Consider the following 25533-nt stretch of genomic DNA (forward strand, 5'->3'; position numbering starts at 1 on the left):
AGTTAGATCACCGAGGGACGGGGATTATGCGTTTTTATTATCAGAGATTCCATTTAATAAATTGATCGTATTCTGAATTATAGTTTCTTGATTTGTTGTGTGAGGTGAATAAGCATCTATTTTTTATATTGCTATTTCAACTCTAAGATTACGGTTTGTTTATTTATAAAAAGTTTAATGTGATAACAAAGGCACTGTAATTAGAAATGCTTCATATAAAATGCGTTTGGGATAAACTTCAGTTTTGAAGGTTGGAAAAAACGTATAAATGATGCGGCTGGTTTAATTTAAAAATTAACAGCATACGCAAGAATATGACTTATAAAATTACCGTATCGCGAGCTAGAATACTCTAACTCTTATATTTTATAGATTCTTATTGTTATAACTGTGCGCAGTAAAGCACTATCCTCGAAATGCAACAAAGAAATTAATCACCTAATGATTCTTGTATCCTTTTTACAAAGAGATTCCTTTTAATTTACGAAGAAATTCCTTTTAAAATCTTGTTCTCTCGTTTTTATTTATGCATCCCTCATTTTTAAAAACACAAATAAAATGAATATATTACACATAGAAAAAAGGAGGATGGTACGCCCAAGGGGAATCGAACCCCTGTTTCCGCCGTGAAAGGGCGATGTCCTAACCGCTAGACGATGGGCGCAAACCAATGATGAGGCTTATAGAGAGGATCTTTTTACTTCGCAAGCCCTCTGTGTCATTTTTTTTGAAAAAAGTGTGTTTTATTGAATAATTTTTGAGAAACTCTTGTTTGAATCATCTTATTTTCTAAGATTTTTTGTAGAAAAAATGTAAAGTTATCATCATTGATAGAAAGTTTTGATGTGGGTATCATCTCAGCAAATGATATTTGCATTTATTTTCAGTTTGAAAAGTAGGCAAAAATGATCAAAACAGCATTTTAAATGTATTTATTTTTTACATATTTTATCGTTTGTTATCTTTGTTGTCACATGAGAATATTATTTAACTTGCTTGAAAGAGCCTTTATACGGAAGATTTCTCATTTGAGCTTATCATAAAGCAAAAACTGTATAATTTATAAAGTAGAAATACAATATTTATTACCAAATAAACAAATAATACCAATCATACAAAAGTTTTTTTATGAATAATCCATAGATTACTTACAATTTAACAAAATATAAATAGATATCTGTATAATAAAAATGAAAATATTAAATCAATTTTTATAGAATATATTAAAAATATTTTTTATATTTACTTTTACATGTCTGTAAGAAATTTAAGATTAAAAACCCTTCATTTGCTCTTTTATATATTGAGAAGGTTCTTGATTTGAAAATGAATTAGCGTGGATAAAGGGTAGATTGAGTTTTTTTTCATTTCAATTCGCTAGTTTTTTAAAGAGGTGGCAATAAGTTGAGATAAAATATTCAAATTTTGAAACTTTATTCTCTATATTTATAATATTTCAGAATTATGGTGTGCGCATATTAAGTTTTGTTTTTTACTTTAATGTAAGGTTCTATTTTGATATATGAGTGCGTTAAGATTTTGCATTAAAGATTTATATTTAAAGCTATGGAATGGTAGGAAGAAATGTGTTATTATGTACTGATCTACTTTATTTTATCCATTCTCTTAATTTATCATATAAAAGAATGTTTTTTGTTCCATACTTGTTGATTTAGAAGAGATGTTTTATTCTTTCTTACTAAGTCTTCAATATTCTTTAACTTGTTATTGATTATTTTTTAGAACTTTTCTTTATGGAAACTTGCATTTATCAGTTTTACAGATTTTCATTCTGAATTAAATATTTTATAAAGATTCTGAAATCTTTGAAGACAATAAATATTATATTTTTAGGAATGTTGATTGAACAAGCGGGGATAATTCTATTGGAAAAAATGAAGTGAATAGAGCGGGGTATTTCTTTTGTTCTTATGGATGTAAATATTCTTTGTGTTGATTGGCACATCATTTAAACGATTTTTCAATGAAGATAGGGATCAGTGGTTAATAATGGCAGAAGCTTTAAAAGTTGGTGTTGCGGGACTTGGTACGGTTGGTACTTCAGTTGTTCGAGCTCTATGTGAAAAAGCGAATAGTTTAGCTTGTCAATGTGGGCGATTCATCAAAGTTGTTGCTGTTAGTGCGCGCGATAAAGGCCGCAATCGTGGACTTGATCTCAGTGATATAAAATGGTTTGATTCACCTGTGGAGTTGGCTGCTTCTGATGAGATTGATGTTTTTGTAGAGTTAATTGGTGGTGAATTGGATGTGGTGTATACCGCTGTTAAGAGAGCGCTTGAGGCGGGACATCATGTTGTAACAGCCAATAAAGCTCTTCTTGCTCGACATGGAGTAGAGCTGGCTATAATTGCAGAAAAAAAAGGTGTTTTTCTTCATTTTGAAGCAGCTGTTGCAGGGGGGATTCCTGTCATCAAAGCGATGAGAGAATCACTTGTTAGTAATCGCATATCGCGAATTTATGGTATTCTCAATGGAACCTGTAATTATATATTAACACGCATGTTTACGGAAGGTCTTTCATTTAAAGATTGTTTAGCAGATGCACAGAGACTTGGGTATGCTGAAGCAGATCCAACTTTTGATATTGAGGGAAATGATACTGCTCATAAATTAGCTTTGTTGACAAGCTTGGCATTTGGAACAGCTATTTCGTTAGATGATGTTTATGTTGAAGGAATTCATAATATTTCGCAAATTGATATTCGAGCAGCTGATGAATTGGGGTATCGGATTAAGCTTTTAGGGGTTGCATTAAAAACGGATTCTGGAATAGAGCAACGCGTTCATCCAACAATGGTACCAGCATCCTCAATGATTGCACAGATAAATGGTGTAACCAATGCTCTTTCTATTCAAAGTGATTTATTAGGTGAATTACTGTTTTCTGGTCCTGGCGCTGGAGGAAAGGCAACAGCATCAGCCGTTATTGGTGATTTGGCTGATATAGCAAAAGCGCGTTCTGGTTTTCAGTATGCACCTGTTTTAAGACGTCCAGCATTAGAACTTGCTCCTCATAAAAAAGCACGTATTTCGCATCATGCAGGTGGTTATTTTATTCGTTTAAATGTTCATGATCGTACTGGTGTTTTTGCCGCGGTCGCAAGGCATATGGCTGATAATCACATCTCATTGGAGTCGATTGTTCAAAGATCTTTTGTAGAAGATCAAATTGAAAAAACAATTATTTTAATTACGCATGAAACAACAGAGGTGAATGTACGACAGGCACTTGCAGAAATTGAAAAAGATGGACATCTTGTTGCAAAATCTCAATTTATTCGTATTGAACCTATGGCAAAGAATTGATAACTTTCTTGATAATAAAAACGCACGCTTGAGTTCTTTTATCTCTTGTGAAAAATTTTCATCTTTGCCAAAAAACTTTATTCTTAGTATTTAATAAGGACTCATATTTTTCTGGTATTCATTCGGTAGGATTTTTTCATATGCCCACAACTCAGAAGATTTTAAATGGACTTGATCGTATTTTGACGCTTGAATTGGTACGTGTTACTGAACGTGCTGCTGTTGCTGCTGCACGCTGGCGCGGACGTGGCGATGAAAAGGCAGCGGATCAGGCTGCTGTAGATGCAATGCGGCAAGAACTTAATCGATTGCCTATTGATGGTACAGTGGTGATTGGTGAAGGTGAGCGGGATGAAGCGCCTATGCTTTATATTGGAGAAAAAGTGGGTCTTCAAAGTGGATTGGCGATCGATATTGCACTTGATCCACTAGAGGGTACAACACTTTGTGCTAAAAATATTGCTAATTCTTTGGCAGTAGTTGCAATTGCTGAAAAGGGTAATCTCCTTTACGCTCCTGATGTTTATATGAACAAAATTGCTATTGGTCCTGGTTATCCAAAGGGAATAGTCGATATAGATGCTTCTCCTACCGATAATATACATGCTCTTGCGAAGGCTAAAGGAGTGGCTGTTAATCAGATTGTTGTTTGTATTATGGATAGACCTCGTCATGAAAAATTGGTTGATGAAGTACGAGCGACAGGGGCGTCGATTCGCTTGATTGGGGATGGAGATGTGGCTGCTGTTATTGATACAACTGATCCAGAAGAAACAGGTATTGATATCTATATGGGGATTGGTGGAGCACCTGAAGGTGTTTTAGCTTCTGCTGCTTTGCGCTGCATTGGAGGACAGATGCAAGGTCGTTTGCTGCTTGATACAGAAGAGAAAATTGCTCGTGCAGCTAAAATGGGGATTAGTGATCCCAATAAGGTTTATACAATGGAAGAAATGGCAAAGGGTGATGTTTTGTTTTCAGCAACAGGGGTGACAGATGGTAATATGCTTTCTGGTGTTAAATTTACACCTCACTACATTCAAACGGAAACTCTCGTAATGCGCGCCCATACGGGTACAGTTCGTAATATTAAAGCACAGCATAGAGATCATTCAAAATTTGATTAATGTTTTCTTTTTTTGTCACTAAAAATAAAAGGAGTTTTTTTAGGAAATACGCTCCCATGAAGCTACTTTCATGGAAGCGTTTATAGATATGGGAATACCCTTAATATTATGAGAGTTGCACAGAATGCACCCAGCCATTTTTATCTTCTATGTTCCCTTTTTGAATGCCAACCAATTGTTTACGAAGCTGCTTTGTGACTTCTCCAACTGTTTCATTTCCAATAATAAATTCTCCTCCTTTATATCTAAAACGACCAATTGATGTGACAACGGCAGCTGTACCACAAGCAAAGGATTCTTTAAGGTGTCCACTCTTTGCATCTTCTTGAAGCGCTGCAAAAGAATAAGGACGCTCTTCTATTTTTAATCCCATTTGTTTTGCCAACTCTAAGAGTGAATGACGTGTTATTCCTGGAAGGATAGTTCCATTAAGTGGGGGGGTTACAAGTGTATTATTGTCCATAATAAAGCAGACATTCATACCACCAAGTTCTTCAATCCATTTATGTTCAATCATATCAAGAAAGAGTACTTGGCTACAATTGTTTTCAGTTGCACTTTTTTGTGCAAGTAAGCTTGCTGCATAGTTTCCACCACATTTGGCAGCCCCTGTTCCTCTTGGACCGGCACGACTATAATCTGTTTCAATCCAGACGCTGACAGATTTTTCTTCTCCTTTGAAATAGGATTCAACTGGAGAGGCTATGATACAAAAAAGATATTCTTGAGAAGGGCGGACTCCCAAAAAGTTTTCATTGCCAAACATAAATGGACGGATATAGAGGCTAGCGTTGGGCTGATCAGAAACCCATTTTTGATCAATCTTTACTAATTGATGAACGGCATCCAGAAAAATATCTTTTGGCAATTCTGGCATAGCTAAACGCCTCGCTGATTCTATAAAGCGTTGTGCATTGGCATCAGGACGGAAGAGCAAGATGCGCCCATCTTTTGCACGATATGCTTTTAAACCCTCAAAAATTTCCTGTCCGTAATGTAAAACGGTACTTGCAGGGTTAATTTCTAAAGCTTTGTATTGAGAGATGATAGCATTGTGCCAGCCTTTGTCTTCAGTCCATTGAATAGTACACATGTGGTCTGTAAAAAATTGACCAAAACCGGGACTTTTTAAAATTTCTTCATATTTTTCTTCTGACAGAGGAGATGGGTGCTTTTCTATTTTAAAGGGAAGCGATGATATGGGAGATTTCATAAAAAACCTTTTGAGTATGTTTCATTTTTATTAATAAAAATAATGAAATATTTTGATTATAACTCTATTATTAACAAAACCTTTGTGTCAATGTTTTATTATAGAATACAAAGGGGTTTATTATAGAATTCAAAGGCTAGGGTAGGGTAGATATTTTAATTCTATCCTCGCCTCTTTTTCTCAACTTTATGAAGTAAGCTGGAACTTTTGTCTATAATTATCGTTTTCTCATAATAAGTATCTGAATAATTTCATATATGCATATTTTCTAGAAATTTAAAGGTAAGGGAATTGAGAAAAGGAATCCACTATGATTGAGAAAAATTATCACACATATGAAGAACGTATGGCCGCAGAAAGAAAAGGTCGTGAACAACGTGTTTCAATCGCTAAGGGTATTTTTGCTATTCTTCTTGCGATGGTTATTATCTGGTTTATTTTTGGTTTTTTAGGATCTTTTTTTGCAAAATCTCCTGAACATAGTTCGCGTTATAATACTCCAGAAACAAGCCAAAGTGTAACAACGCCAAAAAAAGATTTAAATTCACTTCCTCCTGTACCTTATACCTATAAGGGTACGGAGTGATTTTTTCATAAATATAATCTTTTAGATAGGGCGAAAATCGACGTAGATTAAGGAATAAAGTCAGCACAAAGACATAAAAAGATTGGAACGATTTTAATTTCTGAAGTTTTTGATAAGTAATTAAATGGTATGAAAATAAATCATGCAACGGTTTTAACAACCGTTGCATGTTTGGTTTAGCGTGTGATGAAGCAGCTTCCACCAGAACTTTTAATGGATTCACAAAGGATTATGGCTTCATTACGGTCTTGCGCTTGAATCCGAACACGGTAATAAGTACCTTTTCCTGGTATAAAAGCGGATTGAATATTTAAAGAACGGGTGCCGATAAGGAATCCAAATTTAGATTTCATATTTTTTAAAGAATTTCTAGCGAGCTCATGCGTTGGTTGAGATGCAAGTTGTACGTAATAACTTTCTGAATTTTGTGCTGCGACTCTGTTTGGTGATGTGGAGCGAGACGCGGCTGGTGTTTCAACTTGTGTATTTCTTTCTGCATGAGAAGGAATAGGGATAAATTTTTCTTCAATATTTGAGCTAGAATTATTTTCTGCAATTATTTTATCAATATTATTTTTGAGATCATGATCTCTTTCTTGGTCGTTTATATCAGAATCATGCGACGAAACAAGGGACGAATCTTGAAGTTCATTAGAAGCTTGATCAATGCTTTCTTCAGATTGAGCAGCAGTTTTGCTGTTTGTTTGATGCGCGGGGGCTAGTGTAACTGTACCATCTTGATTGACAATAACAGTTTGTACTTCTCGCATTGGAATAGTATGGTTTATGGCTTCTGTGACTGCAACTTCAACATCAGATTCATTTAAAGACGAGGAGGAAACGTTTGAAGATTCTTCAGGGTTTAATTCTTTTAAATTTTCAGGTTGTTCAGAGTTATCAATAAGAAATTGTTGTGTATTTTCTTGTTTCTCATTTTGTTCAGTTGTTTGTTTATAGATATCTAAATTATGTGCAACATCATTTTTCGTTTCAGTTGTTTCTGGTTTGAATTTAAAAGGCGTATTATCAGCGTGGATAATGACCGTTTCTTCATTTTTTTGTGATGGCATAAAAAAGTGAGAATAACCTGCAAACCCAATTCCTATTAAAATAAGTATAAAAAAACCTTTAATGAAAGTTTTACCAAAAATAAAACTTTTTAAGGGAGGAGGAGCTGATGGATGCGTGGGAACCTCATCTGAGCTTGTGTATGATGAATTCTCGCTAAAAGAGGGGAAATTATATTCCATATTGGCAGAAGAAGAATAGTCGGAATTTTGTTCTTTAGAGTTTATATAAACACCTTCTTTTGAATTTTGCATAGACTGATGAAAAACTTCACTAAAAACTTCATTCTTCTGTTGTTTTTGAGAAAAATTATCTGTTGGAACATTTCCTACATTGAGTACATCAGCAAATTCTTCTTCTAAACCACCATTAGTTGGCACATCATATTCTGGCGCTTCATACGGGACTTCTGGAACCATAATAGGACCAGTTTTTTCTACGATTTCCTCTGAAAATTTATAAGTATCAACATTGGGAGGGGGAGTATCTCTGTGCGTATAGTTATGGGCAAAAAAGCCATCCGTTTGTTTTATATTTAAAGAGGGTGATGAGGAAAGAAACTCATCTAAATTATTTTCATTATATGAAATTTTTCTATTTGGGTTAGAGGCACCTTCGGCATTATTGATGTATTGGGCTCGAGCCTCATCATATATCGGAACTTTTTCGCTATAAGTTTCTTGTTGTGAGGGGGGGGCTTCAAAAAAATGGGGATAATTGGTTGTATGATCTTCTTGTGAAGCCCCCTTTAAATAAGATTGTCTATCAACTGGTGGAGAATCTAAAGGTGAGGAGAAGGTACTTGTTGTTTGATTTATTGCAGTGTTTTGTCTTTCTGACACAAGATTAGAAGATGAGAAAAACTCATTTTCCTCTGTAGAAGAGGAGGCATCAGGATAATCTTTTTTAATCCAATTTTCTTGATCAGCTGAAATTTTATAGGGATGGTTTATAGAAGTGTCATAGAGGTTTGGATTGTCATCATAAGTTTTTTGTATATTCGTAGTCTCAGGTTGTTGTGAATTTATTTGTGAAAAACGATTGGTTTGTTCAACATCTTCTGGCATCTCTCTCTTATTTTCGTGCCTTTCAGATTTATCAAAAAAGAAATTTTCTGATTCTGATTGTGACATAAGATTACTTTTTTCAAGAAAAGGATCAGCACTGGTTGCTGTTGTTTTCTGTTGATGTGATTGATTCTTTGGGATTGGTAATGGAGAAAGCTCATCTAAAATTTGTTCTTCATCATGACTGCTAGGTGAAGAATATTTCTCTTCAGATAAATTATTTTGTTTTGAATGGTTGAAAGAAGCAGCTTGTGCAATATTTGAGGCTGTTGCGTTGCTGGTTGCATACAAGTCCCATTGTTTTTTTTGATCATCAAACGGTAAGTCATGTGCTAAATTATTTTCAAGTTCCTCTTCTAGAAAGGACAAATCAAAATCATCATCATGAGATGATATTTCGGGGTGAGATGTTGATCGATCTGTTTTTAAAGAAGATTGCTCATTTTGGTTTCCGCTTTGTTTGTGCGGATTAAAAATGCGCGTAAGCCTTTCTAAAGGATCATGGTGTTCATGATCGTGTTTTGTTTCGTGTAGATTTTTGCGATCGTTATCGCTCATAGCTTTTCTCACATGGTGGTTTGCACTTACGTGCAATCAATGGTTGATTTTGATTTGTTATATTAAAATTATAAATTTTCCCCCTCTCATGCAATGATACATGAAAAAGTTTATCAATAGAGTACCTATTGTATGTATTTATAGAACTTTTTCAACGCATTTCTATGGGTGCTTCGACTCCTATGATGGTAAGCCCTGATGATAAAATATTGATAACAGCTTGTATCAATCCTAATCTTGCAAAGGATAACTCTTTATCATCAGGTTGAATAAAGCGTAAATTGAGATTTTCACTCCCTTTATTCCAATGGGTGTGAAAATTGGAGGCAAGGTCATAAAGATAAAACGCTAATCGATGCGGTTCCTTATGAACTACGGCCTGTTCAATGATACGTGGATATTCAGAAAGTTTGCGTATTAACAATATTTCATGGTCATCTGTTAATCGATGAAGATGGGCAATCAATGTATCATTTGAAAAGCTTTTAATATGAAGCGCTTCTTGTGCTTGACGAAAGACTGAGTGACAACGTGCACTTGCATATTGTACGTAAAAGATGGGGTTATCTTTTGATTGTTCTGTTACTTTTGCAAAATCAAAATCAAGAGGTGCTTCACACTTACGGTATAGCATCATAAAACGCACAGGATCACGCCCAACCTCTTCGACAACATCCCGTAGAGTGACAAAAGATCCTGCTCTTTTTGACATGCGTACAGGATGACCGTTGCGAAAAAGTTTTACCAATTGACACAAGAAGACACTTAATTTAGCCTTATCCCCAGAAATTGCTTTTGCCATTGCCTCCAGCCGCTTTACATAGCCAGCATGGTCTGCGCCTAGAATATAAATCATTTCATCAAAATGACGATTAAATTTATCCCGAAAATAAGCAACATCAGCAGCAAAATAAGTGTAAGAACCGTCAGATTTGACTAAAACACGGTCTTGGTCATCACCGACATTTGTTGAACGGAACAAAGTTTGTTCGCTTGGTTCCCAGTCTTCTGTATTTTGTCCCTTGGGAGGGGGGAGTTTTCCTTTGTAGATATAACCATTTAAAGTGAGGTCGTTGATGGTGTTACGAATGGCGCGTGCATTATCAGCATAAAGCATTCGCTCAGAGAAAAAGATATCATGATAAATATTAAGAGCAGCCAAATCTTCGCGAATCATGGACATCATTGCATGAATTGCACGTTCTTTCACAAGAGATAAGGCTTCATCTTTATCCATCGTGAGGAGTTGGTCACCAAACTCTTGAGCAAGCGATTGACCCAATGGTATCAAGTATTCTCCAGGATAGAGTCCTTCTGGAATTTCATTAATTTTTTGCCCAAGAGCCTCACGATAGCGCAATAGTACAGAATGGGCGAGGACTTCGATTTGTTGACCAGCATCATTGATATAATATTCTTTTGTAATGTTATAGCCCGTAAATTGCAGCAAATTGGAGAGAACATCCCCAACAACCGCTCCGCGGCAGTGTCCTACATGCATTGGTCCTGTCGGATTTGCTGAGACATATTCAACATTGATGCGTTTTCCTTGTCCCATTGGAATACGACCATAAGAAGTGCCTAATTCAAGCATGGATTTTATAGCATCTTGCCAAAATAATTTTGTAAGCTTTATGTTTATAAAACCAGGACCGGCAACATCTATATTTTCGATAGAGGGATCATTTTTAAGAAGTTCTATGATTTTATCTGCAAGTGCACGTGGATTGATTCCAATAGATTTTGCAAGCACCATAGCAGCATTGGTTGATAAATGACCATGGGAGGAATCACGTGGAGGATCAACAGTGATTTTTGATAAATCTAGATCTTCTCCATTTTTTCCTTTTAGATCAGATAATTCAATTGATCTCTTAATTTTTTTTTCGAAGTTTTTAAAGATATTCATATTTAGCTTCCATGATGATGCCAAAAGCCATTAAACGAAATTATCTGTATGGTCAAATAAACGGTGATATTCACGTAGAGCGTAGTGATCTGTCATGCCTGAAAGAAAGTCAGCAATCAAACGTGCTAACTCTTGATTTTTTAAGTGCACTGTTTTGCTCTGCCAACTTTCAGGCATTGTATTTGGATTTTCATAATAACAATTGAATAATTTTTGTACAATGCATTTTGCTGCATTGCGACGACTAAGAACTTGTTCATGATAGTAAAGATTTTTAAATAAAAAGTTTTTTAGTTCTTTTTCATAAACGGTCATTGTTGGTGAAAAGGTGACAATAGTTTGTTTTGCTTGGTGAATATCGTTTATGCTTGTTGGTTTGATGCGTGCTAAATTTTTTTGTGACTGTTTGATAACATCTTCAACCATGGTTGTTATTTGTCTTCGTACAAGTGTGTAACCGCGACGCGTTTGGTCGAGATGGGGATGCTCATCTGTTATATCTTTTAATATTGCTGCTGTTAGTGAAACATGTTCAAATTGATCGAGTGTTAAAAATTGCGAACGTAGACCATCATCAATATCATGCGCATTGTATGCGATATCATCTGCAATAGCAGCACATTGCGCTTCTAGTCCTGCAAAACAATCGAGTGCAAGGTCTTGCTTTGCATTGTATTGTAAAATATCGATAGGAACCTCCTTATTCTTCGCGTGGGGACCTAAAAGGGGACCATTGTGCTTTACAAGTCCTTCGAGGGTTTCCCATGTAAGGTTAAGTCCATCAAAATTTGCATAGCGCTGTTCTAGTTTTGTTACAATGCGTAATGCTTGTGCATTATGATCAAAGCCGCCATAATGTACCATGGCTTCATTAAGAGCATCTTCTCCAGCATGGCCAAAGGGTGTGTGTCCAAAGTCGTGAACAAGAGCAATGGCTTCGGCAAGGTCTTCATCAAGACACAGGGCACGGGCTAATGTTCTTGCAATTTGAGAAACCTCTATGGAATGGGTTAGGCGAGTACGGTAATGATCGCTTTCATCAGCAATAAACACTTGCGTTTTATGTTTAAGACGTCGAAATGCATTAGAATGGATAATACGATCTCTATCTCGTTGAAAAGGTGAGCGTGTGGTGCTCATCGTTTCATGGTATAACCGACCACGGCTTGTTTGTGGATGAGCACTGTACACTGCTCGAGATTGGTAATTGAAGTTGATATTGCCTATATCCATTGCAAGCTGCCCATTATCATCTTAAAATCGAGAGTGGTTTATGACAAATAAACTGATCTTTGAGTGTGGGATACTCTTTCTTGATGGTTTAATGCAAGGATATATAAAATGAATGTGAAAATTTCAGATGTTGCTGCTAAAAAAATTGCACAGATACTTTTGCGTGAACCCGATAAAATAGCATTACGTATTTCTGTTGAAGGTGGTGGGTGTTCTGGTTTTTCTTATAAATATGACTTGGTTTCTGAAATGTGTGAAGATGACCTCGTTCTCAAAAAAGACGGGGCAGTTGTGTTTATTGATTTACTATCACTTCCTTTCATGGAAGGAGCTGAGATTGATTTTGTTGATGATCTTATGGGGCAGTCTTTTCAAATCCACAATCCCAATGCTGTTTCATCATGTGGTTGTGGTGTAAGTTTCTCAATTTAAAATGATGGCTGTGTGATATTGTTTCTTGAAAAAAAGATCATGTTGGTCAACAATGCAAAAATGGGTATTCTTATAAAAATAGTGCACCGATGTATATGGTTGTGCGTGGTGCTTGCTTTATTGACTTGGAGCCACTGTGCTTTTTCTGAAGCAGGAGAAGGGCAAGATCAGCAGCAGGGACAATCAAGGAGTTTTATTGTAAAGACTCAAGAGCAGGAAAACGAAAATTTAGCATCTCAAACACAACTCATTTTGAATGCTCGATTAACAAATAGTCATCCGGATATTGAAAAAGGGCTTGTCTGGCGGGTTTATGCCCCTATTCTAGGGATTGATAATAAATTACCATTAGTGGCAACCTATAAGGGGGGAAGTGCACGTTTTGATCTCGAACCAGGAAGTTATCTTGTTCATGTCTCATTTGGTCATATGAGTGCTGTGCGCCATATTCGTTTAGAAAATGGGCAGAGTCTTGTAAAAAACTTTAATCTTGAGGCTGGTGGTGTCATTTTAAATGCAACACTGCTCAATGGCGTAATGAATGAAAAGGAACTCCGTTTTACCATTTATGAGGATGAAAAAGAAAATGATGATACGGGAGTGATTATATCAAATGTTAAACCCCAATCAGTTGTGCGTTTAAAAGCTGGCCGCTACCATGTTGCTTCCCATTATGGTTCCATTAATGCGACGGCTCGTTCGGATATTCAAGTGGATGCTGGTAAAATAACAGAAGTTACTCTTGAACATCAGGCCGCTCAGATTGTCTTAAAACTGGTACGGCAAGAAGGAGGGGAAGCGCTTGCAGATACAAGTTGGTCTCTTGCCAATGATTCTGGTGATATCGTTTATGAAACAGTTGGTGCGTATGTTTCACTCGTGTTAGCGGAGGGAGAGTATATTGCAATTGCTAAAAATAAAGATAAAATCTATCAGAAAGTTTTTTCAGTCGTTTCTGGTCATGATGAAGATATAAGTGTGGTGGCGAATGAACAAAATATGCAACAAATTGATGAAGATGTGGATTGATTGTTGTTCATGGGGGGAAGCTATGATGAAAGACGGGGTATGAATTTTGATTGAAATTTCAACAGTTGGTGTGTTTTTTGCTGGGGCACTCTCTTTTTTGTCACCATGCGTTTTGCCATTAGTTCCTCCTTATTTGTGCTATATGGCAGGGGTTGGTATTGATGATTTTCGTTCAGAAAAGCCTGATGAGAAAGTCTTTATACGGTGGGCTTTACTGTCTTCTGTTATTGCTTTTGTTCTTGGGTTTACGACTGTTTTTGTTGCTTTAGGTGCCAGTGCTAGCACAATTGGGAAATTCATCGGTTATTATCGTGATTGGTTTGCTCTTGCTGCTGGAATTGTCATTATTATTTTTGGTTTAAATTTTTTGGGGATTTTCAAAATCGCTTTTTTATTTCGTGAAGCGCGTTTTCAGACCAAAAAAACACCTGCTGGTCCTTTAGGCGCGTATGTTATCGGTTTAGCTTTTGCTTTTGGTTGGACACCGTGTATTGGCCCTATTTTAGGTCCTATTATAACGCTTGCTGGAACAAAAGAAACTGTGGGAGAGGGAGCTGTTCTCTTAGCGGTTTATGCATTAGGTCTTGCTATTCCTTTTATGTTAGCAGCTTTATTTTCGAGCAGTTTTATGCGATTTTTAGGAGCTTTTCGTATTCATTTAGGAAAAGTTGAAAAAATTATTGGTGTTTTTCTTATTCTTACAGGGATTTTGTTTTTAACAGGTTCTATGCAGGATCTTTCATTTTGGCTTTTAGAACATTATCCTTCGTTGAGTTATATTGAAGATATTCGTTGGCACAATATTATGAATTTTTTTGGATTTTCTCGTTAGTCTTATGTGTTTTTATGGTTAGAAGTTGTCTTTCTATTGTTCTTGCCGCAGGTGAGGGGACGCGCATGAAATCGTCTCTGCCTAAGGTACTTCATAAAATTGCTGGATTGCCTCTTATATGCCATGTTCTAAAACAAATAGAATTGGCAGGCTCTTCACAATTAGCAGTTGTTGTGGGATTTGGTGCTAAGGAGGTTACGCACGTTGTTCAGTCATTTGTAAAAGATGTAATGATTTTTGAACAAAAAGAGCGTTTAGGAACAGCTCATGCTGTTTTGTCTGCTCGTTCAGCTTTGCAAAAGGAAGTGGATGATGTTCTCATTGTTTTTGGGGATACTCCTCTCATTCAGCAAGATTCATTGCACCAAATGCGTGCACAGCTTGCTGATGGAGCAGATGTTGTTTTTGCAGGTTTTCATACCAAAAATCCAACAGGTTATGGGCGTCTTCTCGAGAAAAATGGTCAATTAATTGCAATTTTAGAAGAAAAAGACGCTAGCGATGAAGAAAAAAAGATTTCTTTTTGTAACGGTGGAATACTCGCTATGCGTGGAAAACATGCACTTTCTCTTTTAGAGAAAGTTGGTAATAACAATGTGAAAAAAGAATATTACTTAACAGATATTGCTTCTCTTGCAACACGCAAAGGATTAGATGTGCGTGTTGTTGAAGTTCCTTTTGAAGATATTGTAGGAATTAACAATGGTCTTGAGCTTTCTGAGGCTGATTCTTTGTGGCAAAAACGTAAAGCGCGCGATTTAATGTTATCGGGTGTTACACTCTTAAAGCCAGAAACACTCTATTTTTCTTATGATACAGAAATTGAACCAGGAGTGGTGATAGAACCAAATGTTTATTTTGGGTTAAGCGTAAAAGTACAATCTGGTGCGGTTATTCATGCATTTAGTTATCTCGAAGGTGCTGTGGTTGGTAGAGATGCACAGATTGGTCCCTATGCACGTTTGCGTCCTGGAACAGAGTTGGCGAAGTCCGTAAAGATTGGAAATTTTTGTGAAGTCAAACAAGCTAAGGTAGGAGAATCTTCTAAAATCAATCATTTAAGTTATATTGGTGATGCTGAAATTGGTGCATATACCAATATTGGAGCCGGTACAATTACTTGCAATTATGATGGATTTAACAAATATAAAACCGTGATTGGTGATCATGCTTTTGTTGGGTCTAATACGGCACTTGTTTCCCCATTGATAATAGGGGATGGCTCTTATGTTGCTTCAGGAAGTGTTATTACTGAAAATATTCCTATGAACAGTATGGCTTTTGGGCGTGCACGACAGGTTATAAAAGAGGGCTATGCGACAAAATTTCGAGAGCGCTTGTTAGAAAATAAACAGAAAAAATGATTATTTTCAGCTTATTCTTTTGTTTCGTGTTAATCTAATGATGGATGGGAGGTTTATTCTTAAAGATTGCCGTACTCCATGTTTGAATTATTTTTATTATTTATAGTTTTAAATAAAGGCTGTTGGATTGTTTTATAAGATTTAAATCTTAAGATGTGGGTTGGAGCTTTTTAATGTGTGGAATTATTGGAATTCTTGGAAAGAGGTGTGTTTCGTCCTCTTTGGTTGAGGGGTTAAAACGTCTTGAATATAGAGGGTATGATTCATCTGGGGTGGCAACGGTCCATAATGGGCATCTTTATCGTGTACGTGCTGAGGGGAAGCTTGTTCATTTAGAAGAAAAATTAAAAAAAACACCTCTGGAGGGAAATTTAGGGATTGGTCATACCCGTTGGGCTACGCATGGAATTGCTGTTGAACGCAATGCGCATCCCCATGTGACTGAAAAGCTTGCGATTGTTCATAATGGTATTATTGAAAACTTTGTAGAACTGCAAAAGGAACTCATAGAGGATGGTTGTATCTTTGAAACAGAGACGGATACGGAAGTTATTGCACATTTAATAACGCGTGCATTAAAAGATGGTCTTTCTCCGCAAGAAGCCATACGCACCAGTTGGAAAAGGCTGCAGGGGGCTTTTGCTATTGCTCTTATTTTCGAAGGTGAAGATAACCTTATGATTGCGGCTTGTTCTGGTCCACCTCTGGCAATTGGTTATGGAAAAGATGAATTTTTTGTGGGGTCAGATGCGATTGCTTTGGCACCATTCGTTGATTATATTAGCTATATGGAAGATGGGGATTGGGCTGTTCTCACACGGGAGGGTGTTACAATTTATGATGCTAATAACCAACCGGTAAAACGTCCTGTGACGACATTACTTGAAGGGGCTTTATTGATTTCTAAGGGTAATCATCGTCATTTTATGCACAAGGAAATGTTTGAACAACCTGAAGTGATTTCTCATAATTTGGCGCATTATCTTGATCTTGGAAATTATGTCGTTCGACCCCTTGAGAATTTGATTGATTGGAAAAATATTCATCGTCTCCTTTTTGCGAGTTGTGGAACGGCGTATTATTCAACCTTAGTTGCGCGCTATTGGTTTGAGAAATTTGCCGCTTTAAGTGTTGATAATGATGTTGCTTCGGAGTTTCGTTATCGTGAACCTCCTATAACGTCTGATGTGTTATCGCTGTTTGTTTCTCAATCTGGTGAGACAGCTGATACATTGGCTTCTTTGCGTTATTGTCGTGAGCGGGGTGTAAAAACAGCAACAATTGTGAATGTAGAGCAATCAACAATGGCAAGGGAGGCTGATTTTATTCTCCCAACACTTGCCGGACCGGAAATAGGTGTTGCTTCAACAAAAGCTTTTACCTGTCAATTGGCAACGCTTGCTTCACTAGCACTTAGTGCTGCTAAACAACGTGGCTATCTTTCGGCTCAAATGGAAAAGAAACTGGTTCAACAGTTGGCAGAAGTTCCACGTATTTTAAATGAGGTCTTAAAACTAGAGAGCAAAATTGAATGTATTTGTCGTGATTTGGTAAATGCAAAAAGTGTTCTTTATCTAGGACGTGGAACTTCTTATCCGATTGCTTTGGAGGGAGCCCTTAAACTGAAAGAGCTTTCTTATATTCATGCTGAAGGTTATGCGGCAGGTGAATTAAAGCATGGACCAATTGCTCTGGTGGATGAGACAATACCCGTTATTGTTGTTGCACCGTATGATCGGTGGTTTGAAAAAACTTTTTCTAATATGCAAGAAGTGGTAGCGCGTAATGGTCGTATTATTTTAATAACCGATAAAAAAGGAGCAGAAGTAGCTTGTCTTAAGACTTTATCAACGATCACTTTGCCAGATGTTCCAGAATTTATTTCTCCTATTATTTATGCACTCCCTGTTCAGTTAATCGCTTATCATACGGCTGTTTTATTAGGAACAGATGTTGATCAACCCCGTAATTTAGCAAAATCAGTCACGGTTGAATAAAAGTATATTTCTGAATCTTTTGGAGAATAATCAAGTGTAAGAAATTGATTTATAATGAAACTTATTTTTTCATTTTTCTCTGTTGAACGAGAATACTGAAGAAAAGTTTTTTCTTTCTAAATCCTTTACGATAAAACGAAAAATATTTTCTTACCTGTCAAAAAATAGATCAGTTATGTGAATATAATGGTAAAAAAGACGCAATATTGCTTCTACTGTTTCAATGCAAGAATGATTCAGATTGAGAGAGAAGATAGTGCTGTTGATTTGTTATTCGTTCATGAAGCATAAAGATGCTAAGAGACTGCGTAGATCATTTATGGGTAATTCTAAGAGAGAAAACCATATTTGAACAGAGAGGTATTTAAGTTTTTTATTAGAGGGTCTTTTGTTATCCTGCTCGTAAGAGGCGTGCAGCATCGTTGTGTCCGAAAAGATAAAGGAGCAACCGTAAAGCTTGTCCTTGCTCAGAAGAAAGATGAGGATCGCGTTGTAAAAATAAACGAGCATCTTTTCTTGCCATTGACAAAAGATCGCTATGAACTGCAAGGTTTGCTATATGAAATTCAGGGACTCCGGATTGTTTTGTACCTAAAAGTTCTCCTTCGCCTCGTAGGCGCCAATCTTCTTCAGCAATTTCAAAACCATCTTCTGTATTGCGGATAATATTAAGGCGTGTTGCTGCTGTTTTAGTCAGTGGATCTTTATAGAGCAAAATGCAGGAAGATTTTTTATCGCCTCGTCCTACACGTCCACGTAATTGGTGCAATTGTGAAAGGCCAAAATGTTCCGCGTGTTCGATGATAATGATCGAAGCATCTGGAATATCTACTCCCACTTCAATGACGGTGGTTGCAACTAAAATACGTGTATTTCCACATTTAAAAGATGCCATAGCGGCTTCTTTTTCTGCTGTAGACATTTTTCCATGGATCATACCAACGTGTGCTCCAAAGCGCTCATGGAGAAATGCAAAGCGGTTTTCAATTGAAGTGAGATCAAGAGCTGTCGATTCTTCTACTAAAGGACAAATCCAATAGAGTTTTTCTCCTTTTTCTAATGCAATTGCGATTCTCTCTATAAGCTCATGAAGACGTTTCAAAGAAAGCGTTGCTGTTGTAATGGGTTGTCGTCCCATTGGTTTTTCGGTAATTTTAGAGACATCCATATCACCAAAAGCTGTTAAGACGAGTGTGCGCGGAATGGGTGTGGCGGTCATAACCAGCATATCAGCTTTATTGCCTTTTTCTGTAAGAGCGATACGTTGATGGACACCAAAACGGTGTTGTTCATCGATAATGGTTAAAGCGAGATTATTATAAGTAACGCTGTTTTGTATGAGAGCATGGGTTCCGATGACAATAGAAACTTGACCTGACAGAATATCATTCACGATATTTGTCCTCAACTTCCCTTTTTCTCGTCCTGTTAAAAGGGTTGTTTGTAATCCGACCTTTTCGGCAAGAGGAGCGATGGTGGCAAAATGTTGCCTGGCAAGCACTTCGGTTGGTGCCATTAAAGCTGATTGTCCTGAATTTTCAGCAATTTGTGCCATTGCCATCAATGCAACAACAGTTTTTCCTGCGCCTACATCACCTTGAAGTAGTCTTAGCATCGGTTCTGGTGAAGCAAGATCATTTGCGATATCTTCTACTGCTTTTTTTTGTCCGGTTGTGAGTTGAAAGGGGAGGATATTGAGCAATTTTTTAGTATAAATTCCTGTTGATGGTCGAGAAGTGCCAACAAGAGATTTAGTTTTCAAACGCACGAGTCCTAGTGCCAATTGACAAGCGAGCAATTCATCATAGGCAAGACGTTTGCGTGCTGTACTTTCTAAGGATAGATCGTCGGGGTTAATGGGCGCATGGATACGGCGTAAAGCAACAGAAAAAGAAGGAAAATTTTGCTGCTTTTTTACATTTTCATCTATCCATTCTGGGAGGAGTGGAACAAAATCAAGAGCGTTTTGTATGGCGCGTCTTAGTGTCTTTGCAGTTAGTCCTGCAGTAGAGGGATAGACAGGTTCGATGAGAGGTATCTGATTTGATTGTTCGCTCGGGGCAATATAGTCTGGATGCGCCATTGAAAGCTGTCCATTAAACCATTCAACTTTTCCTGATATAATGACTTTTTTTCCTTCGGGGAGTTGTTTTTTTAGCCAAAGAGGTTGAGCATGAAAAAAGACTAAATTTATTTTTCCTGTGTGATCATGGGCAATAACTCGATAGGGAATTCGGTTGTGACCACGGGGTGGTGATTGATGTTGATCGATGATAATTTCGAGCGTAACAGTATCTCCTTCTTTTGCACAAGCAATGTTGGGACGCATTCTGCGGTCTATAACGGAATGGGGCATTAATTGAAGAAGGTCAATAAGGGTTGCTTCTCGTTGTGTAGGATTAACATCTAAGAGTTTGGTCAATAAACCATAGACTTTAGGTGTAATACCAGAAAGAGTTCGAATAGAATTAAAAAGAGGGGTAAGAAGACTTGGAGGCATGAGCAAACTTAACCTGCCCTTTTTGTTTTTTCTAGACCTTTAGAAGAGCTTTTTGGGGATAAAGTCATAAAGAGGAGGTTGCTTTATTTACACATTGAACTTTAGGAAGAAAAATACAATTAAAGGGTCAAAAATTAAAGTGCTTAGATGAGATATATTGTTTTTCTTTTTATTTTAGGTGTTTATTTGCTGTGAATAGAAGCATTTTCTTGATAGAACTCTCTTATAAATATTAATAAAATTGGGATATTTCTCCTATGTATGATGATGAATTTATAGCTTTAAAGTTATGATAAACAGAAGTTTTTTCTTTTATAAGGGGTGCTGTTTAGCATTGATTTTGTAGTGGGAAATTGTGAGAGTGGTAAAAAATAAAATGCAAGAGAACAAAAATTCTCTTCCTCGCTTTATTCATTTGAGAGTGCATTCAGCTTATTCCTTGCTCGAGGGGGCTTTAAAAATCCCCCAAATTATTCAACAGGCGATTTCAGATCATGCACCAGCGGTTGCTATTACCGATACCAATAATTTATTTGGTGCTTTGGAATTTTCACAGCATTGTCTTTCTCATGGGGTCCAACCTATTATTGGTTGTCAGCTTACTGTTGACTTTCGTGATGAAAATGATCATTCACGTTTGGCTAAATGGCGTAATTCTTCTGATTTCTGCTCTATTGTTCTTTTGGCTGCTAGCAAAACCGGTTATGCTCATTTGGTTCGTCTTGTTAGCCGTGCTTATCTTGATAAATGTGATACTGATCCTCCTCATATTAAAGCTGATTGGTTGTCAGAACACAGTGAAGGAATAATCGCTTTAACGGGAGGAAAGGGAGGACCTATTAATCTTTCTTTGGCAGAAGAGAAAAAAGAACATGCTGTTGAGCGCTTAATTTATTTGAAAAAATCTTTTGCTGATCGTCTTTATGTGGAGTTACAACGGCATGGCTCTTATGATCAGAGAGTAGAAGCTGATCTTATTGAATTGGCTTATGCGCATGAAATTCCTCTTGTTGCAACAAATGAAGCTTTTTTTCTGAAGAGAGAAGGATATGAAGCCCATGATGCGCTGATGGCTGTTTCAGAAGGACAAATCGTCTCTAATCCAGATCGCAAACGTGTGACGCCAGATCATTATTTGAAGTCACAAGATGAAATGGTTACACTGTTTTCTGATCTTCCAGAAGCTTTGGAAAATAGTGTTGAAATTGCATTGCGTTGTCATATTGCCACGCCTCTTCGAAAACCGATATTGCCTCGTTTTATAGAACAATCTGCTAATTCAGAAAATACTTTAGAAATAGAAGATAGTGAGTTGTTAAATCAAGCTAAAGCTGGTTTGAAGATGCGGCTTGAAACAATAGGGTTGGCTGAAGGGTATACGATTGCAGATTATGAACAGCGGCTTGATTATGAAATTTCAGTTATTACGCGTATGCAATTTTCTGGATATTTTCTTATCGTTTCAGATTTCATAAAATGGGCAAAGGTTCATGATATTCCCGTTGGACCAGGACGGGGTTCTGGTGCTGGTTCACTTGTTGCTTATGCATTGACGATTACTGATGTTGATCCCTTACGGTTTTCTCTTCTCTTTGAACGTTTTCTCAACCCAGATCGTGTTTCGATGCCAGATTTTGATATCGACTTTTGTCAAGAGCGGCGCGAAGAAGTTATTCAATATGTTCAAAAAAAATATGGACGTGATCAAGTTGCTCAAATTATTACCTTTGGTAAGTTACAGGCGCGTGCAGTTTTGCGTGATGTGGGGCGTGTTTTAGAAGTTCCTTATCGTCAGGTGGATTATCTTACAAAATTAATTCCTGCCACGCCAGGAAGTCAGGTAGAATTGGCTGATGCTATTAAGGATGAACCTAAATTTGAAGAGGAAAAGAAAAAAGATCCCGTTGTTGGCCGCGCATTAGATATAGCACTTCAGTTGGAGGGACTTTATCGTCATGCTTCAACTCATGCTGCTGGGATTGTTATCGGAGATCGTCCACTTTGGGAGCTTGTCCCGATGTATCGTGATCCTCGTTCTGATATGCCTGTTACACAATTTAACATGAAATATGTGGAACAGGCGGGGCTGGTAAAATTTGATTTTCTTGGATTAAAAACGCTTACTGTTTTGAAAATGGCAGTCGATTTTGTTGCCAGAAAGGGGATTAAAATAGATTTATCAAATATTCCTCTGAATGATGAAGCAACCTACGCTATGATGGCACGTGGTGAAACGGTTGGTGTGTTTCAGGTGGAAAGTTCTGGTATGCGCAAGGCGTTGATTGGAATGAAGCCAGACCGTATTGAAGATATTATTGCGCTGGTCGCACTTTATCGTCCAGGTCCAATGGAGAATATTCCAACCTATAATGCACGCAAACATGGGGAAGAGGAAATTGCTTCTATTCATCCTAAAATAGATCATCTGATCAAAGAAACACAAGGTGTGATTGTTTATCAAGAACAGGTGATGCAGATTGCTCAGGTTCTTGCTGGTTATTCGCTTGGAGAAGCTGATTTATTACGTCGTGCTATGGGGAAAAAAATTCATGCTGAAATGCAAAAACAGCGTACGCGTTTTGTCAATGGAGCTGTTGCAGGTGGCGTGGATAAAGATCAAGCTGATATTATCTTTGATCTTTTAGCAAAATTTGCCGATTATGGTTTTAATAAATCGCATGCTGCTGCTTATGCAATTGTTTCTTACCAAACGGCTTATATGAAAGCAAACTATCCCGTTGAGTTTTTAGCTGCTTCAATGACATATGATATGACGAATACAGATAAGCTCAATGATTTTCGGCGTGAAGCATTAAGGTTGGGTATTGAAGTTATTGCACCTTCTATACAAACATCTCATCGTGTTTTTGAGGTTGGTGATAACTGTATTTATTATTCTCTTGCTGCCATTAAAGGTGTGGGAGAAACTGTTGTAGATCATATTGTTTCTTGTCGTGGGAATAAGATTTTTAAGGATTTGGAAGATTTTTGTGCGCGTGTTGATCCTCGTATTGTTAATAAGCGTGCGATGGAAAGTTTAGTTTGTGCTGGTGCTTTTGATTGTTTTAACATTGCACGTGAGGTTTTATTAGCCAATCTTGGAACCCTTCATGCGCGTGCACTTCGTATTCTCGATGACAATTCTAGCGGGCAGGTTGATATATTTGGAATGGCAGGCGGATTAAAAGAACCATTGATTTTATCGCAAACAACCCCTTGGTTGCCGGCTGAGAAACTTTATCGAGAATTTCAAGCTATAGGTTTTTACTTTTCTGCGCATCCTTTGGAGGAGTATCAAGCTATTCTAAACAAAAAACGCATTCAGACTTGGGGTAATTTTGCCAATGCCGTTAAAGGGGGAGCAACGGCTGCACGGCTTGCTGGAACTGTTGTGGCAAAAAACGTGCGCAAAACAAAATCTGGTAAAAAAATGGGAATTATTCATTTTTCTGATACAAGTGGACAATATGAAGCAGTTCTCTTTTCTGAGGCACTCTCGGATTATGAAGAGATGCTAGAACCCGGAAAATCTTTTATTATTACGGTGAGCGCAGAAAATCGTTCTGAAGGAGTTAGTTTGCGAATTGAAACAATTCAGTCTTTGGAAAATGAATCATTACAACAGCATAAAATGATGCGTCTCTTTATAAAAACAGTTGATATGCTTCCACAAATTGAACAAAACTTAAATCTTGGGGGGAATGGAGAGGTGGGGCTTATTTTAATTCAAGAGGATGGATTGCGAGAAGTCGAAATTGCGCTTCCTAAGCGATATAAGGTAAATTCACATGTCGCAAATGCTATGAAATTAATTCAGGGTGTTGTTGATGTAGAATTGAGTTAAAGAAAGATTAAAGATGGGAGCTGATTTTGAGTGGTGTTTTTGCTTTTAGGAGAGCTAAAAATTGAGCTTTTAAAATCGGATTGTAGGTTTCGAAAAATATTGCTTTTATTTGAGTAAATTATGATATTTTTTTAGTGTCATAAAATTAAAAAAAATCTCGTTCTTTCGTAATATTCAAAGTGTCGGAAGGATTTTATAAGTTTTTATCATTATTTTTTATAGAATTCATCGCATCATACATGTAAAGCCAATTGAGATCTGACATAATGCTCTCTGGTGTACGAATTTTCATCATGAGATTGCGTGCAATTGCTATGGGACCGGTTGCATGATAGGCTAATCTATTGAAATCTCCGCGTTTTTTTACTGCTGCAATACGGGGTGTGCGTGTTGTTTCGTAAAGCGAAAGTGCTTTCGTTAATGAAAAATCTTTCAATGAAAGTGCTTTTGCTAATGTGGCAGCATCTTCGATTGCCATAGCGGCACCCTGTGCTGCAAAAGGTAAGGTAGCATGTGCGCAATCGCCAACAAATACTTGTCTCTCTAAACCGATAAAACGATTTTGTTTCATTTGAAAGAGTGGCCAATAACTCCATTCATCAATATGATCGAAAATTTGTAAGATTTTTGAATTCCAATCTTTAAAAAGAGATTTGAGTTTTTCTTTATTTCCTTTATGGGCCCATCCTTCTTTTGAATTTTCTCCATGCGTAATGGCGACAAAATTAAAAATTTTTTCTGATGATTGAATGGGGTAGACAACAAGATGATTTTTTGGTCCCATCCAAGCCGTAATTGTCTTCATATTTTGCAATGAAGAACGAAAGTTTTGAGGAAGATTATCAAATGTTGTTGTTGCACGCCAAGCAATAAAGCCACTAAAATTTGCTTTTTCATGAAAAGGAGATTGTTGCCGTAATGTTGACCAAACGCCATCACATCCGATCAGGAGGGGCGTTGAATGAAGCTGTTCTGTTGCCGTATCTGTTTTTATTGTCGTGATTTTAATGTTGGTTGCAGATTGGGTAGAAGATACAATCGTTTCGCCTGCTTTGTATTTGATCAAAGGATTTTCAATCACTGCATTATATAAAATTTTTTGTAAAGCCGCGCGGTGAATCGTCATATAAGGGGCTTTCCAATATTTTTCTGTTAGATTAATAAGATGAGCCCGTAGATGTATTTTTAAAGATAATCCATCTTTTAACTCAAGAAAATATGGGATTGTCGCGACTTCAGAGAGTTTGTTAAGAAGTTTCCAGCGAGCAAGAATAGATGTTGCATTTGGTGTCAGTTGAATACCAGCGCCTATCGTTTCAAGTTGCTTACACTTTTCTATAATGGTGCTTGCAATTCCTTTATGAGCGAGTGCTAAAGCAGTGCTTAAACCAGCAATTCCTCCTCCAACGATGATGGGTGATTGTTCCACAAATGATTTCATATTAAA

General features: G+C 37.1%; 15 protein-coding genes and 1 tRNA gene. 9 read left to right on the forward strand and 7 right to left on the reverse strand.

What is annotated here, in order from left to right; all coding sequences use genetic code 11:
• Window positions 1-589 precede the first annotated feature (589 nt).
• A tRNA-Glu gene (locus ACFILL_RS02760) sits at window positions 590-664 on the reverse strand.
• 1346 nt (window positions 665-2010) lie between these two features.
• Here ACFILL_RS02760 and ACFILL_RS02765 point away from each other — a divergent pair.
• Together ACFILL_RS02765 and glpX are read left to right on the forward strand one after the other, a co-directional pair.
• On the forward strand, window positions 2011-3327 hold the full coding sequence (locus tag ACFILL_RS02765; protein WP_273791204.1) for a homoserine dehydrogenase: 1317 nt from the start codon (window positions 2011-2013) through the stop codon (window positions 3325-3327).
• Between the two features lie 140 nt (window positions 3328-3467).
• Window positions 3468-4454, forward strand: coding sequence for a class II fructose-bisphosphatase (glpX, locus tag ACFILL_RS02770; RefSeq protein ID WP_273791203.1), 987 nt, complete (start codon window positions 3468-3470; stop codon window positions 4452-4454).
• A 106-nt stretch (window positions 4455-4560) separates the two neighbouring features.
• Here the strand turns inward: glpX and ACFILL_RS02775 are convergent, their stop codons facing one another.
• Complete coding sequence (locus ACFILL_RS02775; protein WP_375643201.1) at window positions 4561-5667, reverse strand: branched-chain amino acid aminotransferase; 1107 nt, start codon at window positions 5665-5667, stop codon at window positions 4561-4563.
• A 310-nt stretch (window positions 5668-5977) separates the two neighbouring features.
• Here ACFILL_RS02775 and ACFILL_RS02780 point away from each other — a divergent pair, with 310 nt between their 5' ends.
• Window positions 5978-6253, forward strand: coding sequence for a hypothetical protein (locus ACFILL_RS02780; RefSeq protein WP_375643200.1), 276 nt, complete (start codon window positions 5978-5980; stop codon window positions 6251-6253).
• A gap of 176 nt (window positions 6254-6429) precedes the next feature.
• Here the strand turns inward: ACFILL_RS02780 and ACFILL_RS02785 are convergent, their stop codons facing one another.
• From ACFILL_RS02785 to ACFILL_RS02795, 3 genes are all read right to left on the reverse strand, one after another.
• Window positions 6430-8946: an SPOR domain-containing protein gene (locus tag ACFILL_RS02785; RefSeq protein ID WP_375643198.1), complete on the reverse strand. Its 2517-nt coding sequence runs from the start codon at window positions 8944-8946 to the stop codon at window positions 6430-6432.
• A 151-nt stretch (window positions 8947-9097) separates the two neighbouring features.
• Window positions 9098-10855, reverse strand: coding sequence for an arginine--tRNA ligase (gene argS, locus ACFILL_RS02790; protein WP_375637463.1), 1758 nt, complete (start codon window positions 10853-10855; stop codon window positions 9098-9100).
• A 30-nt stretch (window positions 10856-10885) separates the two neighbouring features.
• Window positions 10886-12088 carry a deoxyguanosinetriphosphate triphosphohydrolase gene (locus ACFILL_RS02795; protein WP_273791198.1) on the reverse strand — a complete coding sequence of 401 codons (1203 nt, stop codon included), beginning with the start codon at window positions 12086-12088 and terminating at the stop codon, window positions 10886-10888.
• A gap of 108 nt (window positions 12089-12196) precedes the next feature.
• Here ACFILL_RS02795 and ACFILL_RS02800 point away from each other — a divergent pair, with 108 nt between their 5' ends.
• The 5 genes from ACFILL_RS02800 (at window position 12197) to glmS (ending at window position 17742) form a co-directional block, all read left to right on the forward strand.
• A complete protein-coding gene (locus ACFILL_RS02800) occupies window positions 12197-12520 on the forward strand; it encodes an iron-sulfur cluster assembly accessory protein (RefSeq protein WP_273791197.1) in 324 nt (107 codons plus the stop codon).
• 39 nt (window positions 12521-12559) lie between these two features.
• The gene (locus ACFILL_RS02805; protein ID WP_375631277.1) at window positions 12560-13549 is read left to right on the forward strand and encodes a carboxypeptidase regulatory-like domain-containing protein; all 990 of its coding nucleotides are present in this window, start codon (window positions 12560-12562) and stop codon (window positions 13547-13549) included.
• A 43-nt stretch (window positions 13550-13592) separates the two neighbouring features.
• On the forward strand, window positions 13593-14381 hold the full coding sequence (locus ACFILL_RS02810) for a cytochrome c biogenesis CcdA family protein (protein ID WP_375643228.1): 789 nt from the start codon (window positions 13593-13595) through the stop codon (window positions 14379-14381).
• Between the two features lie 14 nt (window positions 14382-14395).
• Window positions 14396-15745, forward strand: coding sequence for a bifunctional UDP-N-acetylglucosamine diphosphorylase/glucosamine-1-phosphate N-acetyltransferase GlmU (gene glmU / locus ACFILL_RS02815; protein WP_375643197.1), 1350 nt, complete (start codon window positions 14396-14398; stop codon window positions 15743-15745).
• Window positions 15746-15918: 173 nt separating this feature from the next.
• Complete coding sequence (gene glmS / locus ACFILL_RS02820; protein ID WP_375643195.1) at window positions 15919-17742, forward strand: glutamine--fructose-6-phosphate transaminase (isomerizing); 1824 nt, start codon at window positions 15919-15921, stop codon at window positions 17740-17742.
• A gap of 391 nt (window positions 17743-18133) precedes the next feature.
• On the opposite strand, the gene recG is transcribed toward glmS, so the two are convergent.
• Window positions 18134-20242 carry an ATP-dependent DNA helicase RecG gene (recG, locus tag ACFILL_RS02825; RefSeq protein ID WP_375643194.1) on the reverse strand — a complete coding sequence of 703 codons (2109 nt, stop codon included), beginning with the start codon at window positions 20240-20242 and terminating at the stop codon, window positions 18134-18136.
• Window positions 20243-20618: 376 nt separating this feature from the next.
• Between recG and dnaE the strand changes: the two genes are divergently transcribed.
• On the forward strand, window positions 20619-24086 hold the full coding sequence (dnaE, locus tag ACFILL_RS02830; protein ID WP_375637490.1) for a DNA polymerase III subunit alpha: 3468 nt from the start codon (window positions 20619-20621) through the stop codon (window positions 24084-24086).
• A 193-nt stretch (window positions 24087-24279) separates the two neighbouring features.
• On the opposite strand, the gene ACFILL_RS02835 is transcribed toward dnaE, so the two are convergent.
• Complete coding sequence (locus tag ACFILL_RS02835) at window positions 24280-25527, reverse strand: FAD-binding protein (RefSeq protein WP_375643193.1); 1248 nt, start codon at window positions 25525-25527, stop codon at window positions 24280-24282.
• Window positions 25528-25533: the final 6 nt, after the last annotated feature.

The sequence above is a fragment of the Bartonella sp. AP20NXHL genome, assembly GCF_042196165.1.
Classification (GTDB): domain Bacteria; phylum Pseudomonadota; class Alphaproteobacteria; order Rhizobiales; family Rhizobiaceae; genus Bartonella.